We start from the raw sequence: 17,500 nt of genomic DNA on the forward strand, positions 1-17,500 counted from the left end.
AACAACCACGCGGCCCGGCCAGGACCCCGAATCCGGCCCGGGTAGGGGCCCGGACCGGTTGGGGCTATCGGGTTCTACCCACTCAACCTCGCGTGACGACCCGAACGGGATCACCGGCATGCGCGGCCACACGCGCATGCGCGGCGTCGACCGTGCGCTGGACGACGTCGGCGAAGCCGTCGCTGGCACCGCTGCCACCCGCACCGAGCAGGATCGTCGGAACGAGACTCGTCAGCGCCGTCGTGACGATCGCCTCCGTCGCCATGCCACGGTCGGCCAGCGACGCGGTGAGGAGCTTGAGCCGCTCGTCCAGCTGCCCGTAGGTGACCCTGGTCCCGTCGTGCTCGAGCGCGATCTCGGACGACGCGAACTCGGCCACCTCCGCGACCAGACGCGGCAGGTCGTCGACGGTCGGGCCCGTCTCCGGGCGCGGCGCGACCTCGGGGGCATTCCAGATGTCGATGTCACCGACGACGGCATGGACGTCGTCGACCACCGACTGCAGGATGTGCAGGAATCGGTCGGTGATCCGGTACACGGTGTCCGCGTCGAACAGGTCGGTCGCGTAGGAGAACGATGCCGTCAGCCGCTCCACCGTGCCACCCCCGTTGCGGTGCTCGAGCACCGTCAACTGCAGGTCCTGCTTCGCGACGACGAGCGCGTTCTCGAATTCCGTGACCGTCAGCTCCGGAAGCTCGAACGACGGCCGCCCGATGTTCTCGAACGAGAGCATGACCTGCGCGAGCGGCGTGTACGCCGGCGACCGCACCGGGTTGAGCCGCTCGACCACGCTGTCGAAGGGAACGTCGGCGTGGGCGTACGCCTCGAGGTCGACCCGCTTGCACTGCCGGACCACCTCGAAGAACCCGGCTCCGCCATCCACCTGCGCGCGCAACACCAGCGTGTTGACGAACATGCCGACCAGGTCGTCGAGTTCCGCCTCCCCACGGCCCGCGACGGGCGTGGAGATCGCGACGTCCTCGCCGCCGGTCAGACGGGACAGCAGCACGGCCAGTGCGGCGTGCACGACCATGAACAGCGTGGCATCGGACGACCGGGCCACGTCGAGCAGGCCCGCCGTCAGCTCCGGACCGACCTCGAAGTCGACCTTGCCGCCCTGCATCGACTGCCTCGCCGGGCGCGGGCGGTCGGTCGGCAGTTCGATCAGCGCGGGCATGCCCTCGAGCGCGTGCTGCCAGTAGTCCAACTGACGGGCCGCCAGCGACTCCGGATCACCCTCGGCGCCGAGGACGTCGCGCTGCCAGAGCGCGAAGTCGGCGTACTGCACCGGCAGCGGCGTCCACTGCGGCTCCTGGCCTCCGGTCCGGCTCGCGTACGCGATCATCACGTCCCGGGCGAGCGGCCCCATGGATGCGCCGTCCGCACTGATGTGGTGCACGACCAGCGCAAGCACGAACCCGTCCGGCCCCGTCTGCAGCAACCGCGTGCGCAGCGGCGGCGTCGTGGTCACGTCGAACCCGACGGACGCGAACGCCACCAGTTCGTCGGTGACCCGGTCCTCGTCGACCTGCACGGGGTCGAGGTCGAACGTCACCGACGAGACAGGCAGCACCACCTGGTGCGGCACGCCCTCGTCCTCGGGGTAGACCGTCCGAACCGCCTCGTGGCGGGCGAGCACGTCCACGACGGCCGCCTGCAGTCCATCCCGGTCGAGCCGGCCGTCGAGCCGCACTGCGATCACGATGTTGTAGGCCGGGGACGTCGGATCGAGCTGGTTGATCAACCACATCCGCTGCTGCGCCAACGACAGCGGAAGCCGTTCGGGGCGTTCCGCCGCGACCAGGGCGGGCCGCGCGGCGCGGCCGTCGGCGCTGATCGCCCGTCCGGCCAGCTCGGCGACGCTGGGCGCCTCGAACAGGTCCCGGACGCCGATGCTCGCGCCGAGCGCCGCGTTCACCCGCGCGACCACCCGGGTGGCCGAGAGCGAGTTGCCGCCGAGCGCGAAGAACGAATCCCGGACCGACACCTCCGCACGGCCGAGCACCTCGGCGAAGATCGCGGCGACGGACTCCTCGACCGGGGAACTCGGCGCGACGATCTCTCCCGTGACGTCGCCGAAGTCCGGTGCGGGCAACGCCTTTCGGTCGAGTTTGCCGTTCACCGTGAGCGGCAGCGCATCGAGCAGGACGATTGCGGACGGCACCATATGAGCCGGCAGCGTGACGCCGACGAACTCCTGGAGCTCGGCCTGGTCGACGGTCCGGTCGGACACGGGGACGACATAGGACGCGAGCAACATGTCGCCGCCCGGACCGGGTCGGCCGACGGTGACGGCGAAGTCGACGGCCGCGTGCGCCCCGAGCGCGGCGTCGATCTCCCCGAGCTCGATGCGGAAGCCGCGCACCTTGACCTGGAAGTCGCTGCGGCCCACATACTCGGCCTCGAGCCCGGCCGGGCCCTCGACCCACCGCACCACGTCGCCGGTGCGGTACATCCGGTCGCCGGGGGCGCCGTAGGGGTCGGCGACGAACCGGTCGGCCGTCAACGCGACCCGGGAGTGGTAACCGCGAGCCAGCGCGGGCCCGGACACGTAGAGCTCTCCTGCCACACCGACCGGAACCGGACGCAGCCTCGCGTCGAGGATCACCGCGGACACACCGCGGATCGGTCCGCCGATCGTGATCGGCGTGTCCGGATGGAGCGCACCGCTGATGTTCGTCGCGATCGTGCCCTCCGACGGACCGTACGCGTTGAACATCTGGATGCCCTGCGACCAGCGGGCCACGAGCTCCGGGCCGCAGGCGTCGCCGCCGACGATCACCGTGCGCAGGTCGTCCAGTCCCTCGGGATCCACCGTGGCCAGTGCCGCCGGGGTCACGAAGGCGTGCGTCACGCGCTGCGAGCGGAGGAGCGCGTGCAGATCCTCGCCGCCGTAGATCACGGGATCCGCGACGACCATCGTGGCAGCGGCGCCCACGGCCATCAGGAGCTCGAGGACGGAAGCGTCGAAGCTCGGCGAGGCGAAGTGCAGCGTCCGCGACGACGCGGTCACGCCGTAACGCTCCCGCTGCTCGGCCGCGAAGTTCGCCAACCCGGCGTGCGTCACGACGACACCCTTGGGCTTGCCGGTCGACCCCGACGTGTAGATGACGTAGGCACTGTTCGCCGCCGTGGGCGACGCCTCGGGATCACGGTCGGTCACACCGGGCACCTGCGCCGTGCGCTCCTCGAAGTCCGGGTCGTCGAGCACGATCCAGTCGACGGTGTCCGGCAGTCCGCCACGATGGGCGGCCACGGTCAGACCGACCCGGACACCGGAGTCCTCGACCATGTGCGCGACCCGATCCGCCGGATACGCGGGGTCGATCGGCAGGAAGGCCCCACCGGCCCTGGCCACCGACCACACGCCGAGCACCGATTCGATCGAACGCGGAAGAGCCAGTGCCACAAAGGTTTCCGGCCCGACGCCGGTTTCCGCGAGCACCCGCGCGATCCGGCGCGAGCGGTCGTCGAGTTCCGCGTAGGAGACGGTCCGGTCCCCCGACACCAACGCCGCTGCGGACGGGTCGACCGCGACCGCCGCGGCCAGCAGATCCGGCAGCGTCGCGTCGCCGGCAGCGGCCTCGCCGCGGACCGGTACGAGTGCGCTGCGCTCCGACTCGTCGAGCAGGTCGACAGCACCCACCGGCACCGTCTCGCCGCCGGTGAACGCCTCGAGCACCGTGAGCAGACGCCGGGCGAAGGCTTCGACGTCACGCCGCGTGAAGTGCGACGGCATGTACTTGAGGTTGAGCTCGAGCGTCTCCCCGAGGATGCCGACGACGGACAGCGGATAGTGCGAGCCGTCGCGGACCGTCACATCGCGCATCCGCATGCCCGCGATGTCGGACCCTGCCGTGAGGCCCTGCCGGTCGACCGGGTACGACTCGAGCACGACCAGGGTGTCGAACAAGTCGGCCACACCGTGCGCGGTGAGGATCGAGCTCAGCCCGAGATGCTGGTACCCGAGGGCCTCGGACTGCTCACGCTGCACGCGGGTCAGCAGCTGGGACACCGACTCGTCCGGATCCAACCGGACCCGCACCGGCACCGTGTTGATGAACAATCCGATCATCGACTCGACACCGGGCAGCTCGGCCGGCCGCCCGGAGACGGTCGCGCCGAAGACGACGTCCTCGCGGGACGTCGACTGGCCCAGGACGACACCCCAGGCGGCCTGCAACATCGTGTTGACGGTGACCTCGAGTTCCCGGGTCACGTCGGTCAGCTTCCGGTACAGGTCGGCCGGCAGTGCCACCGTCACCTCGTCCGGCACCGTGGCCGCGTCGGCCTGAGTGTGGGCGGCCGCGAGCAGTGTCGGCTCGTCCACGCCGGTCAGCGTCCGGCGCCAGTGCGCAGCCGCCTCGTCGGCGTCCTGCGCCGCCAGCCAGGACAGGAAGTCCCGGTAGGAGCGTGCCCGCGGCAGATTGTCCGTGGACCCGGCGAGCGCGTACAGGGTCAGCAGGTCGCGGATGACGAGTGGCGTCGACCAGCCGTCCATCAGGATGTGGTGGTTGGTGACGACGAGCAACCAGGCGTCGGCCGAGGTCCGGATCAGGTGGAACCGCGTCAACGGCGCCGACTCGAAGTCGAAGCGGGCGGTTCGGTCCGCATCCAGGATCCGTTCGACCTCGGCGGCCACGTCGGCGGCCGCCATCCCCGACAGGTCGGTTTCCGTCCACGGCAGCGCGGCGTCCCGCAGGACAACCTGCAGCACCTCACCGGTGTCGGGCTCCTGCACGAACGCGGTCCGCAGGTTCTCGTGCCGGTCGAGCAGCGACTGCCCGGCGCGCCGCATCCGCTCCCCGTCCACGCGACCCCCGAGGTCGAGGAGGACCTGGGCGGTGTAGACGTCGACGTTGTCCGACAGCAGGGCGTGGAAGTACATGCCGTGCTGCAACGGCGACAGCGGCCACACGTCCCCGAGCGCCGGGTAGCGCGACTCGAGTCGCTCGATCTGCCGCTGGGTGAGGTCCACGAGACCCAGATCGGACGGGGTGAGACCGCCCGCGGAGGTTTCGGAAACGTGCGTGGCGATCGCGGTCAGAGCCCGGCTCCACCAGTCGCCGAGCCGCCGGGTCTCGTCCTCGCCCAGCACACCCGCGGCGAACGTGAAGGTCGCGACCAGCCGGGCGCCGTCGCCCTCGCCCTCGATGCCCGCGTTGATCTCGATGGTCGAGTGCAGCGGCATCGTCGGGTCCGCGGCGGACAGGAACCCGCCGATGCCGACCGAACTGTCCGGGGTCCACGGCGCACCGACCAGGTGCTCGCCCACCGAAGCGGTCCGCCCGAGGTAGTTGAACATGATCTGCGGCCGCGCCGCAGCGGCGAGCCGATCGGCGGTGTCCGTTCGCAGGTACCGCAGCATGCCGTATCCGAGGCCACCGTCCGGAACCGCGAGCAACTGTTCCTTGACCGCCTTGAGCACGGTTGCCGCGGCATGTCCCGCGTCGAAGGCGTCGTCGATGTCGGCACCGGACAGGTCGAGCCGCACCGGGAAGATGCTGGTGAACCAGCCGACCGTCCGCGAGAGGTCGGCGCCGGCGATGACGTCGTCGTCGCGGCCGTGGCTCTCGAGTGCCAGCAGCAGCGACGGCTCGTCGACTCCGCGGTCGCGGCGCCAGCGGGCCACCGCAAGCAGCAGGGCGGCGAGCAGGGCGTCGTTGACGCCGCCGTGGAAGGCCCGCGGGATGCTCGTCATCGCGGCCGCGGTCACGTCCGTGGACAGTTCCACACGAACGGTCCGCGCCGTCGCAACCGTGTCCACTTCGGGGTCGAGCGGCCGCGAACCCACCTGCGGGTCGCTGCCGGCCAGAACCTCGTGCCAGTAGTCGAATTCGGCTGCGCGAACATCACCGGCCGCGTCGTCGACGAGCGCATGGGACCAGCGGCGCACCGAGGTACCGACCGGTTCGAGATCCGCGACGCCACCGGAGATCGCCGCGGACCAGGCGAGCGCGAGGTCGGGGATGATCACACGCCAGGAAACCCCGTCCACGGCGAGATGGTGGATCACCAGCAACAACCTGCCCGCGCCGGACGGCGAGTCCAGACGCACCGCAACGACCATCGCACCGACGGCCGGCGCGAGCCGGTCCGCGGCCTCGTCGAGGTGTCCGTCGAGCGCCGCGGCGAAGGTGTCGGTGCCGGGTTCTGCCGACACGGCGACCGTGGTGAACACGGAGTCCGCGGCGACGGAACCCGCCTCGTCGACCTGGAAGAGCCAGTCGCCGTCGTCGTTCCGGGTCAGCCTCGAACGCAGGGCGTCGTGACGGTCGAGAATCACCTGCAGTGCGGCCCGCAGGTGGTCGTCGGACGTACCCTCCGGCAGGGTGAGCAGCACCGCCTGCGCGAGGCGGTCGAAGTGACCACGGGTGGCCATCCATCGGCCGACCGGGAGCAGCGGCAACTCACCGACGCCACCGCCCTGCAGTTCCTCCAGTACGGGCACATCCTGCGCGTCCGTCCCGCGGCGGGCCACCAGCTCGGCGAGGGCCGCGACGGTGCGGCACTCGAAGACGTCGCGCGTGGTGAAGACCGCACCGGCCTCCTTGGCCCGGGAGACCAGCTGGATCGACATGATGCTGTCACCACCGAGAGCGAAGAAGCTGTCCTCGACGCTCACCTCGGGCAGACCGAGCACCTCGCCGAAGACGCCGGCGATGATCTCCTCCATCGGCGTCGACGGCGCCACGTGATCGGCACCCCGACTGCGGAAGTCGGGTTCCGGCAACGCCTTCCGGTCCACCTTGCCGTTGGCGGTCAACGGAAGCGCATCCAGCACGACGACCGCGGCCGGAACCATGTAGCTCGGCAGCAGCGCCGTCACGTGATCGATCACCGCGGTCGCGTCCACCGTCTGCCCCGGTCCGGGGACGACGTAGCCGGTCAGCCGCTGACCGAGATCACTGTCGTGCACCAGGGCCGTCGCGGTGGCCACGGCAGGATGCGTCAGCATCGCAGCCTCGACCTCACCGAGTTCGATGCGCAGACCGCGGATCTTGACCTGGAAGTCGCTGCGGCCCTGGTATTCGAGCTCGCCGTCGCCGCTCCACCACACCATGTCACCGGTGCGGTACATCCGCGTTCCGTCCGCACCGAACGGGTCTGCCACGAAGCGCTGCGACGTGAGGGCGAAGCGACCACCGTAGCCACGACCCACGGTCGGTCCGCCGATGTAGAGCTCTCCGACCACACCCGGAGGAACCGGCCGCAGGTTGCGATCGAGGACGTACATCACGACGTTCGGCAGGGGCCGCCCGACCGGCAGGCGCCCGTCGGGGTAGACCCGCTCCGGATCGAGCTGATGCATCGTCGTCATGTCCGCGGCCTCGGTGGGACCGAAATGGTTGCAGACCCGGGTGCCGGCAGCGGCCAGCGGACGCAGCCGATCACTGTGCAGCGCCTCACCGCCGAGGAAGACCCCGGCGAGGCCGGCCAGCACGCCGCGGGTGTCGTGATCGAGGAGCACGTTGAACAGACTCGGCGCGACGTTCGCGATCCGCACCCCTCCGCCCGCGACGATGTCGAGCACCTCGACAGGATCGAACGGGTCCGCCGCCAGATGCAGGACGCCACCCTCGCACAGCGTCACCCAGACGTTCTTCTGGGTCGCGTCGAAGCTGGGCGAACCGGCGATGAGTACGCCGTCCCCCGGCGCGAGTTCGACCTGTCCGCGGTACCACTCGACGGTGTTCCGGAAGGCGCGCATCGGCACCTGCGTCGGCTTGGGCCTACCCGTCGACCCGGACGTCGAGATGATGTAGGCCATCCGCTCCCGCGGCAGGGCACCGGACCACGGATTCGCGGGCGACGACACGTCGTGGGCCGCCAGCGTGACGCGGGCCGTGGGGTCGTCGAGCAACACGATCTCGTCGCGGTAGTCGGCCGATCCCGCCCACTGGCTGGTCGAGACGACGCAGCGCACCGCGCAGTCGTGCAGGATCGCCTGTACACGTTCGGCGGGCAGCATCGGGTCGATGTACGCGTACGCGGCGCCCGCCTTCCACGTCGCCAGCATGCCGACCACCCACTCCACGGAGCGGGGCACGATCAGGGCGACGACGTCGTCCGGTGCCACACCGCGCGCGGTGAGTTCGCGGGCCAGTTGACTGGCACGGCGGTCGAGTTCCCCGCGGCTGACGGTCCGGCCGTCCGCGACGGTGGCCGGCGCGGACGGATCCGCAGCGACCCAGCCCGCCCACCGGTCGAGGACGTCGAGGTCGACGGTCGTCTGCTCACCCTCGCCCCAGGCACGGACCTTGGCGGCCTCCCCGGGCCCGAACAGGTCGATCGCCGCGACCGAGGTGTCCCTGGGGGCGGCGAGGAACCGTTCCAGAAAGCGCAGGAATCGGCGGTGGTGGCCGTCGAGATTCTCCTCGGAGTACAGGTTCGGGTTGCCCTCGAAGTCGATCTGGACGCTCTTGCCCGCGACGCTCGGATACAGGTTGACCGCGAGATCCTCCACCGGGCCGGTACTGAGAACGCGGAATCGGCCGGTGAGCTCGCCGAGCCGGATCTCCCGGTGGAACATCATGATGTTGATCGACGGACCGAAGAATCCCCGGTCGCCGGTGACCGTGCCCGAGTCGCGGCGCATGTCCTCGTGCCGGTAGCGCTGACGTCGCAGTGCGCCCGTGAGCTCGAGGTTCGCCTTCTCCATCAGTTCCTCGACCGTGGTCGTCCGGTCGATGTGCATACGCAGGGGAACCACGTTCGAGACCATGCCGCCGGACCGCCGCAACACCGCGGTCGCCCGCGCGGACACCGGGAGGCTGAGGACGACGTCGGCGCTGCCGGTCATCGCGGCCAGGTACGCGCCGAAGGCGGCGACGATGGCGGGCGCTTCGCCGGCGACGCTGGTGGTGCCGAGTTCGGTCAGCAAGTCCGCGACCGCGTCCGGGACCTGGTTGCCGGCGACCCGCGCGTGCGAGTCGACCTGCGCGACGCGTCCGCTCAGACTCAGCGGCGCGGGCAGGTCGCCGATCCGCGAGGCCCAGTACTCCTTGTCGTTCTGGAACCGCGCCGAGGCGCGGTACGCCTGTTCGTCGTTGTAGATCTTGACGAGGTCCTCGGCCTTGCTCGGCGACGCCTCCCGGCCCTCGATCGCGGCCGTGTAGAGCTCGGCGGACCGGTTGAGCAGAGCCATCGCGCCATAGCCGTCGAGGGCGATGTGGTGGATGCGGCAGTACCAGTAGCTGCGCCGTTCACCCAGCTTGAGGACGGTCGAGACGATCAGCCGGTCCTCGTGGATGTCGAGCGGCGAACCGTAGTCGTTGCGCATCCACTCCTGCGCGGCCGCAACCGGGTCGGGGTGCTCGGAGAGGTCGACGAAGCGGACGTGGTCGTCGATCGAACGGTCGACGATCTGCTCGGGAACCCCGTCGGTGCGCACCAGCCGCAGGAACCCCGAACCGAATTCCCTGCCCGCGATCCGGTTGGTCTCGGTGAGGACGTCGACGTCGAGGAGGCCGTCCACCTCGACGTACTGGGCAATGGTCAGAGGAACGTCACCCGCCGCCTGCTGCGCGAACCACATGCCGCGCTGAGCGGACGAGAGCGGGAACTGCCCGGTGTCACCCGAAGCCGCTGGGTCACCCGAGGTGCCAGTGTCGCCCGAGGTACCCGTGTCGCCCGAGGTCACGTCGCGATCTCCAGGCTCCGGCGTCCGACCGGACTCGGCTCTGCCCAGGGTGTCCAAACCGCTCCCCCATCTCGACGACGCACCGTCGAAGGTCTCGTCGTGGTCACGCCGCGTTTGCTCGGCGTTTCCACGTCGTCAATCTCGTCGTTCCACTCCAGGGTCGAACGGGAACACCAGGTCCCACTTCCGCCCATCGCTTCACCGTCGGATCTCGTTAGCCAGCCCTCACCCTTCCACGCTGCCGAAAGTCCAGTTCGGGCAGCGTAAGAAACATTTCCTCACACATGATATGGCCGAGAAGACACGACCGTGTCACAAGCGACGGCACCAACACGCCGACATCCTGTGAACCGGGTCACGTCGGACACACCGGAGTGTTGCCGACACAATCGCCCGGAATCATGGCACACGCCGATTCCGAGTCCGTGACCGCCCACGCAGCGGCGCGCTGTCCCGACGACTAGTTGCTACCAGGTACCCCCGACAGCAACCAATTTCTGTGAGTCCCGTCTCTCGCGGGTCACTTCGTCTCGACGTTGTCCACGACCCAGCGGTCGCCGTCGCGGACGAGGCTCACCACCATCCGGTACTTCTGGGTGTTGCCGTCCGGCGAGACGACGTTCGTCGCCTGCTGATCCACGAACACCAGGACGACAGCGCTGTCCTCGTCGACTGATTCGACGCCGATGTGTTCTGCCACGGCCGTGGCCTTGCCCTTGCCGTCGGTGACGATCTGCCGCAGCGCGTCGACCATCTCGCTGTACTTGTCGGCGAATTCCGGCGTCGACTGGGCGACGATCGCGTCCCGATTGGCGTCGAGGTTCTCGAAGTCGAACGACGACATCTCCACCGAGTACGTCCGCGCCGTCTCGATCGCCTGGTCGCGCAGGGAGTCCTTCTCCCGTGCGTTCAGCACGGCGATCAGGAGACCGACGGCAGACGCGAGCAGTGCCACGATCAGCACGATCGCGATCAGGACGCGGGGCTGCCGGAAGCGCGATCCGGCGCGGGTCGGGGACACCTCGGGCGTGTCCGTACCGCGGCCGATCACCGCTGTCGTCGTGTCGTCAGTGGCCATTTCCGAGATCCTCCAGCAGCGAATTCCAGTAGTCCAGGGCCTCGGTTCCCGTGGGAATGAGGACCGGGTCGTCGACCGGCGGATATCCGATCGGGGTTCCGGGTGTGGTCGCGTTCTGCAACCCCAGGTCGTTCGGACGCGGCGCATTGCGGGAGCCGCGCTGCTCCAGGTTGGGTCCGGGCGGGCAGTAGAAGGTCAGGTTCGGCTCGGTCGGGCTCTCGTCCCCCACCGCCCGACGGACGGTGTCGTAGCTGCACACCTGGCCCAACGTGCCGACGAGCGTGAAGTTGGCCCGGTCACCGGTGACGATCGATTCCAGGTCTCCGAGTGCGTTCGGGATGTCGTTCAGCCCGGACGCGAGGGCCGCCTGTCGATCGGAGATGATCGGAGTGACCGTCACGAGGTTCGCCAACAGTGACCCGAACGTGCCCTGGTAGCGGTCGAACAGCGCACTGGCGTGATCGAGCGCCGCCGGCGAGGTGTCGGTGAGGTACACCAGCACCGGGGCGTTGGCGTCGAGCTGTTCGGTGAAAGCACGCGCGGCGCCCATTCCGCGCACGAAGGAACCCGATTCCCCGGCCATCGTGGTCACCAGGCCCGCGGTGCGTTCGAGCAGGTCCGTGAGCATCGGCGCCTGCTCGTCCAGTTGCGCGGTCAGTGCGTCACCGTTGTCGATCATGCTGGCCATCGCCGGCCCGAGTCCGTCGAACGAGGCCCCGAGCTCTGTGCCGAGGTCGCTGATCGCCTGCGGGTCGACACCGTCGAGCAGCTTCGACGCCTGCGTCATGAGATCGCCCATCTGGACCGGCTGCTCGTCGGCCGGTGCCGCCAGCTGGTCACCGTCCTTCAGATACGGCCCGGAACTGGTGTTCGGGAAGATGTCGACGTTCTGGATGCCCGCGGCCGTTCCCATCCCGACCTTCGCGACACTGTCGACCGGGATCTCGACCCCGGGGTCGAGTTTGTAGTCCACTCGCGCGCCGTTCACGTCGGGGTCGAGCCGGACGTCGTCGACCGTCCCCACAGACACGCCGCGGTACGTGACGGCCGTCCCCGGAGTCAGTCCGCGTGCATCGGCCATCACGGAGTACACCCGGATCGGGGTGCCGAACGCCTGCGGACCGATGACGTACGTGATCGCGAAGGGGATCACGACCGCGGACACGAGCCCGAACAGGATCAGCTGTACCAGAACGATGCGTCTCATCGCAGTCCCCCACGGAGCAGGTCGGTCAGGTCCTCCGCCGTATCCGAAACCGGGTTCGACGCCGCGGCGCCCTGGATCTGTCCCCCGGTGAGCAGCATGTCGATGGAGCCGGGCACGTCGAGTGCGCCGTCGAAGTTGAGGTAGTCGCCGTGGATGGACCGCCCGAAGTTGCCGAGGAAGGTGTTCATGTTGTCGAGCATCGAACCGACCTCGGAGTTGAAGGACGCAAGCGTGGCGATCACCGTGGAGGCGTCGGACATCATCGCCCCCAGGCCGTCCGGGTCGTTCGAGACGACCGTGTTCGCGGTGTCGGCGAGTTGCCGGGACGACTGCAGGAGTGTGGCGATGCTGTCACGCTGGTCGGACAGGGCACGTACCGCGTCGGGCAACGCGTCGAGGTACGAGTCCACCGTCGTCTGCTGGGCCGTCAGCTGAGCAGAGATCCGGGCCGCGGTCTCGATCGCGATTCCGAACTCGTCCTGGTTCTCCGTCGCCTTCGTCAAGAGAACCGCCATGGACTCCGTGAGTCCACGCACCTCACCCGAACGTCCCGAGAACGCCGTGTTGAGCTCTTCGATCACCGTCTGCAGCTGGCTGAGTCCGCTTCCCGTGACGATGGTGCCGAGTGTCGCGAGCATGCTCTCGATCTGGGGCCCGATCGTCGTCCTCGACTCGGAGATGACGTCGCCGTCCTGCAGCGGCCGCGAGGAGGGAACCGGCGGCGGGGTGAGTCGGATGAACGGACTGCCCAGCGCCGACGGCAGCTCCACCGCCGCGAGGACGTTGTCCGGAAGTTCCGTCGCATCCTCGAGGCTCAGCTCCACCTTGGCGCCGACGGTGTCGGTGGCCAGGCCGGCCACCCGACCGATCACTCGTTGACCGGTTCGCACATCGGAACCGTGCATCAACCCCTCCGCGGTGGCCAACTGCAACGTCACCGTGTAATCCGGACCGTCCGCCGACCGGCCGAGAGGAAGGTCCTGCATGCCGACGCCGCAGCCGGTGCCGGCCAGGACGCAGGCCACAGCCAACGTCAGTCGTCGTGTTCGACGCATCATCAGTTCCCCCCGGAAGGTTGCGCACCGCCGGTCACCGTGCCCGCGATGTTGAGCGGATCGGCGGCGCTGACCGGGAACGGGATCGGGTTGGTGAAACCGGCGCCAGTGCACAGCGGCAGCGGATGCTCGGCGCACAGCGGCTGCGCGACGGCGAACTGGGTCAGGGCCGTGGAGATGTTCAGCCTGATACGTCCGCGGCCGTCGTCGATGCTGTTCGACAGGTTCTGCATGAGCAGCGGAACGAGGTCCATGAACTCGGCGAGGCCCACCTGGTTCTCGGCCAGGACATCGGTCAGCGCGGTCATGTTCTCCGCGGCGACACCGACGTCGTCGCCGTGTTCACCCATGAAGGTCCGGACCTGGTCGAGCACCACCTGCAGATCCTGCAGCGGGCCGGCGAGGTCGACGTCGGCTGCCGCCCACTCGTCACCCACCGCGCCGAGATCGCGCACCAACTCGTCGAGGCTCACCTGACGGGCGTCGAGCGCAGCCATCAGGCCGGTCAGGTTGGACACCAGTGCACCCACGTCCTCGGATCGGGCCCCCACGACACCTGTCGCGGAACTCAGGTTGCGCATCGCCTCGTTGAACTCCTCTCCCCGACCACGCCAACCGTCGGCTGCCTTCGTGAGCAGGTCTGCGGTGGAACCGGATTCACCGCCCACAGCTTCCGTGAGGGTGCTGATGCTGTTCATCAACGAGTCGAAGTCGATCGGTGCGTGACTGCGCTCCGGCGGGATGTCCGCTCCGTCCTCGAGCACCGGTCCGCCGCTGTACGTCGGTCCGAGTTCGACGTGTCGGTCGCTGATCACGGACGGGCTCAGGACGAACGCGCTCGCGTCGGCGGGCAGCGGGACGTCCTCGGGCATCGTCATGGTCACCCGGACGGTGGTCCCCTGCGGCTCCACCTCGGTCACGCTTCCGACCGGCACGCCGAGCACTGTCACCTCGCTTCCGACATAGATTCCGTTGACGTAGGCGAAGTTCGCGGTCACCGTTATCGACCGGTCGGTGCGGGCGAACACGAACCACCCGGCAATCGCCACCGCGACCACCACGAGCAAAGCTGTCACCACCATCGGCCACCGCCGTCGCGCACCCGGTCCGTCACCCTCCCACTCGATCACCGACTGGACACTCATTTGCACCCCTGCATCACTCCGAGGACACACAGCAGGTTGTCCGGGATGACCGCGGCGGGTGCGCTCACGTCCGTCCAGGCGCCGTTGCCGCTGGCGTCGCTGGCGCCGCGCAGCGCGGGCGGCACCTTCTCCATGATCTGATCGATGTTGGCCGCGTTGGCCTTCAACGTGTCGGTCACCGCAACCAGGTTCTCCACCATCGCCCCGAAGTCGCCCTCGCGGGCGGTCATGGTGTTCGCGAGGGTGTCGAGCACCGAGGTGAGGTTGTCCACCAGCTCGGTGAGCGCCTGCCTGCGGACTGCCAGGATCTGCAAGACCGTCTGCGTGTTGCGTGCGGTGGTGGCCAGGCCGTCGCTCTGCCGGACCATCAGATCCGACAGCGAGCGTGACATCGTCAGCAGCTCGTCGACCATCTCGCCGTTCTGGGCGAAGGCCGCGGAGGCGCCGCTCAGCCCCGTCAGGGCTTCGCCGAGTTGTTCCGAATCGCCGGGCAGTACCTGCTCCAGGGTCGTGAGCATCGCCTGGAGAGAATCTGCGTCGAGATTGTCTGCGGCCGCCGTGGTGTCCCTGCTGACGTCGTCGAGAGCGTACGGAACGGTGGTGCGAGACAACGGAATCAACGTCTGTCCCTCGTCCACACCGGCCGGCACCACTTCCAGATAACGCTTGCCGAGCACGGTCTTGAGCCGGACGGTGGCGGTGGTCTGGTTGCCGAGCGGCTGATCCTTGTCCAGACGGAAGTTGACGCTGACGTGGTCGCCGGCGAGGTCGATGGTTTCGACACGGCCGGCCGGAACGCCGGCCACATACACCGGGTCGCCGCTGGAGAGACCACTCGCGTTGGCGAGCTCGGCGACGTAGGCGCTCGTGCGCACCTGGTACCAGACGCGCGGCGCGCCGACCGTCACGCCGAGCCCGACCAGCAGGACCACGATCCCCAGCGCGCCGAGGGCCATCGCCATGTTGGAACCGGAACGCCGTTCGCCCTTGAACAGGAACAGTACGATGCCGACGAAGTAGTCGATCATCTTGACGAGGAACATCATTGGCACACCTGCGAGTGTTGGGTGCCGAAGAGGTTCGCGCTCATGTCCCCCGCCTCCAGCGTGAGATTGCACAGGTAGAGGTTCACGAAGCTGCCGTAGCTCGTGAGCCTGTTGAGATCGCCGCCGAACTCCGGCATCGAGGCCACGAACTCGTTGAACTGAGGCGTGGCGGCGATCCAGGCATCGGTCACCGACTTCAAGTCCGTGATCGACTGTCCGAACGCGCCGTTGGACACCAACATCACTCGAGCGAGGTCGGCGATTGCACGGTTGCCGCCGTCGAGCAAGGCGACGAGCTGGTCGCTGTTGCCCACGATCGTGGACGTGAGCGTGCCGAGCCCGACGAGCAGTTCCTCGAGCTGCGGCGACCGCGCGTCCACCGAGCCGAGCAGCGCCGCCATGTTGTCGACGAGTTGCTCGAACACGGGCCTGCGGTCGGCGAGATCGGAACTGAGGTCCCCGATCTGGGTGAGCAGGGTGGACATCGCCTGGCCCTGCCCGGAGAACGTCTCGACGAAACTCCGCGTCAGTGTGTTGACCTGATCGGGTGCCAGTGCGTCGAAGAGCGGGCGGAAGCCGTTCATCATCGCGGTCAGGTCGACCGGAGGAACGGTCCTGTCCATGGGGATGGTCGATCCCGGCGGCAGGGTCTCGAAACCGACCGCAGCGGTGGTGGTCGCGCCCTCCAACGGTTCCCCCGTGGCGGAGACCGGACGATCGTCGGCGCCCGACAGCGCCACGTAGCGGGCGCCGAGCATGTCGCCGTACCGCACCGCCGCCGTCACGTCGGTCGTCAACGGATGATCCGCCTCGATCTCGATCCCGACGACCGCTTTGCTCGTCCCGCCACCCGCGTCGGCGAAGGCGATCGAATCGACCCGACCGATCCGGACCCCGGCCATAGTGACCGGATTGCCCGGAGTCAGGCCCTCGATGTCGGAGAACTCCACGGTGTAGCTCGCGGTGTCGCCCTGGACCGGGATGAGCAGTGTGTTGGCGACGAGCACTCCCGACACCACGCCTGCGGCGCAGAAACCGGTGAGCTTCGCGACGGGTTTCCAGCCGAGCTTCATCGGACGGTCACCTCGTTTCCGCGTACCAGGGGGCCGAGCATCATCACGGTGGCCGGATTCGGCCCTGCACCCGGCGTCGACGGGAGCCCGCGGACCTGCGATTCGAGCAGGCCCAGTGCGTCGGATTCCCGATCGCCGTCGATCACCGCAGCGGCTGCCGTCGCACCCTGCGCGGTACTCGACGGCGAGCTGCCCGCGGGCGGCGGTCCGCCGCTGCAGTAGTCGCCGGTCTCGGCTCCGTACTGCGGGCAGTCCGCACCGGTGTACGGGAACGGGTCCGCGAACGAGGGCACCGCGGTGATGTTGAACTTGCCGGTGGAGAACACCCGGGCGCCCGTGGCACCGAACGACTGCGCGCCCGACAGGGTGCCGAGGAGTCCTTCGGGATTCGCGGCCGTCGTCGCGAGAATGATCCCGGTCGAATCGATGACCGTGGTGACCGCCTCCTGATGCGCGGTGAAGAATCCCGATGCGACGGAGGCGAACCCGGACATGGCAGCCAGCATCCGGCCGATGGAGTCACTGTTCTCGCTCACGTCCTGCGACACCGCCGTCGCCGCGGCGAGTGTCGCGATCACATCGGGCGTCGCAGCGTCGAGCGCGGTCATCACCTCGCGGAACTCGGGCGTGGCCTCGAGAAACTGCTCAATGGCAGGTGTCATCGTCGCGGACACCGAGGACAGTCTGTCGACGACGCGGCCGATGGTTTCGCCACGTCCGTCGAGAGCATGTCCGAGTGCGGTGAGGGCGGTCTGCAGCTTCTGCGGCTGCATCCGGTCGAGGACGTCGACGAGTTTGGTGTAGATGCTGTACAGCGCCACCGAATCCGGCCCATCGTCGACAGTGATGGTGTCGCCGTCGGCGAGAGGATCGGACGGGGCTCCGGATTCGTCTCCGTCGTCCACGAGCTGGATGTAGATGTCACCGAAGAAGGTTCTCGGTACCACCCGTGCCATCACGGTGGCGGGGATCAGTGAGATCGAAGCCGAGTCGATCGACATGCTGACGACGGACGACTCGGTACCCGAGTCGATGCCCGAGATGTGTCCCACGTTGACTCCGGTGTATCTCACCGGGGCCTCGCCGGTGATGAGGCCGGCGGAGGCCGGGATCGACACCGTCACCACGGGTTCGCGTTCCAGCGAGCCGGATCCTCGCAGCACCATCACGACGGCGACGACGATGCCGGCCACGACCGCGATCAGCCCTCGTACCGCGTAACCCGCCTTCTTTCGGCCGGACAACGGTTCCAT

8 protein-coding genes are annotated in these 17,500 nt (G+C 68.7%); all 8 read right to left on the reverse strand.

What is annotated here, in order from left to right:
* Positions 1-82: 82 nt before the first annotated feature.
* Positions 83-9,643 carry an amino acid adenylation domain-containing protein gene (locus ACFYVR_RS11050; protein ID WP_387472718.1) on the reverse strand — a complete coding sequence of 3,187 codons (9,561 nt, stop codon included), beginning with the start codon at positions 9,641-9,643 and terminating at the stop codon, positions 83-85.
* Between the two features lie 520 nt (positions 9,644-10,163).
* Complete coding sequence (locus tag ACFYVR_RS11055; protein WP_387472720.1) at positions 10,164-10,721, reverse strand: mce associated protein mas1a; 558 nt, start codon at positions 10,719-10,721, stop codon at positions 10,164-10,166.
* Positions 10,711-11,928, reverse strand: coding sequence for an MlaD family protein (locus ACFYVR_RS11060; protein WP_387472722.1), 1,218 nt, complete (start codon positions 11,926-11,928; stop codon positions 10,711-10,713). The genes ACFYVR_RS11055 and ACFYVR_RS11060 overlap by 11 nt, the downstream gene beginning before the upstream one ends.
* A complete protein-coding gene (locus ACFYVR_RS11065; RefSeq protein WP_387472724.1) occupies positions 11,925-12,983 on the reverse strand; it encodes an MCE family protein in 1,059 nt (352 codons plus the stop codon). Before ACFYVR_RS11065 ends, ACFYVR_RS11060 begins: the two co-directional genes overlap by 4 nt.
* 2 nt (positions 12,984-12,985) lie before the next feature.
* Positions 12,986-14,065 carry an MCE family protein gene (locus ACFYVR_RS11070; RefSeq protein WP_387473109.1) on the reverse strand — a complete coding sequence of 360 codons (1,080 nt, stop codon included), beginning with the start codon at positions 14,063-14,065 and terminating at the stop codon, positions 12,986-12,988.
* A 59-nt stretch (positions 14,066-14,124) separates the two neighbouring features.
* Positions 14,125-15,171, reverse strand: a complete 1,047-nt coding sequence (locus ACFYVR_RS11075; RefSeq protein ID WP_387473111.1) for an MCE family protein — start codon at positions 15,169-15,171, stop codon at positions 14,125-14,127.
* Positions 15,171-16,247 carry an MCE family protein gene (locus ACFYVR_RS11080; protein ID WP_387472726.1) on the reverse strand — a complete coding sequence of 359 codons (1,077 nt, stop codon included), beginning with the start codon at positions 16,245-16,247 and terminating at the stop codon, positions 15,171-15,173. Before ACFYVR_RS11080 ends, ACFYVR_RS11075 begins: the two co-directional genes overlap by 1 nt.
* Positions 16,244-17,500 carry an MCE family protein gene (locus tag ACFYVR_RS11085; RefSeq protein WP_387472728.1) on the reverse strand — a complete coding sequence of 419 codons (1,257 nt, stop codon included), beginning with the start codon at positions 17,498-17,500 and terminating at the stop codon, positions 16,244-16,246. Before ACFYVR_RS11085 ends, ACFYVR_RS11080 begins: the two co-directional genes overlap by 4 nt.

It is taken from the genome of Rhodococcus sp. NPDC003318 (assembly GCF_042879035.1).
Lineage (GTDB): Bacteria > Actinomycetota > Actinomycetes > Mycobacteriales > Mycobacteriaceae > Rhodococcus_G.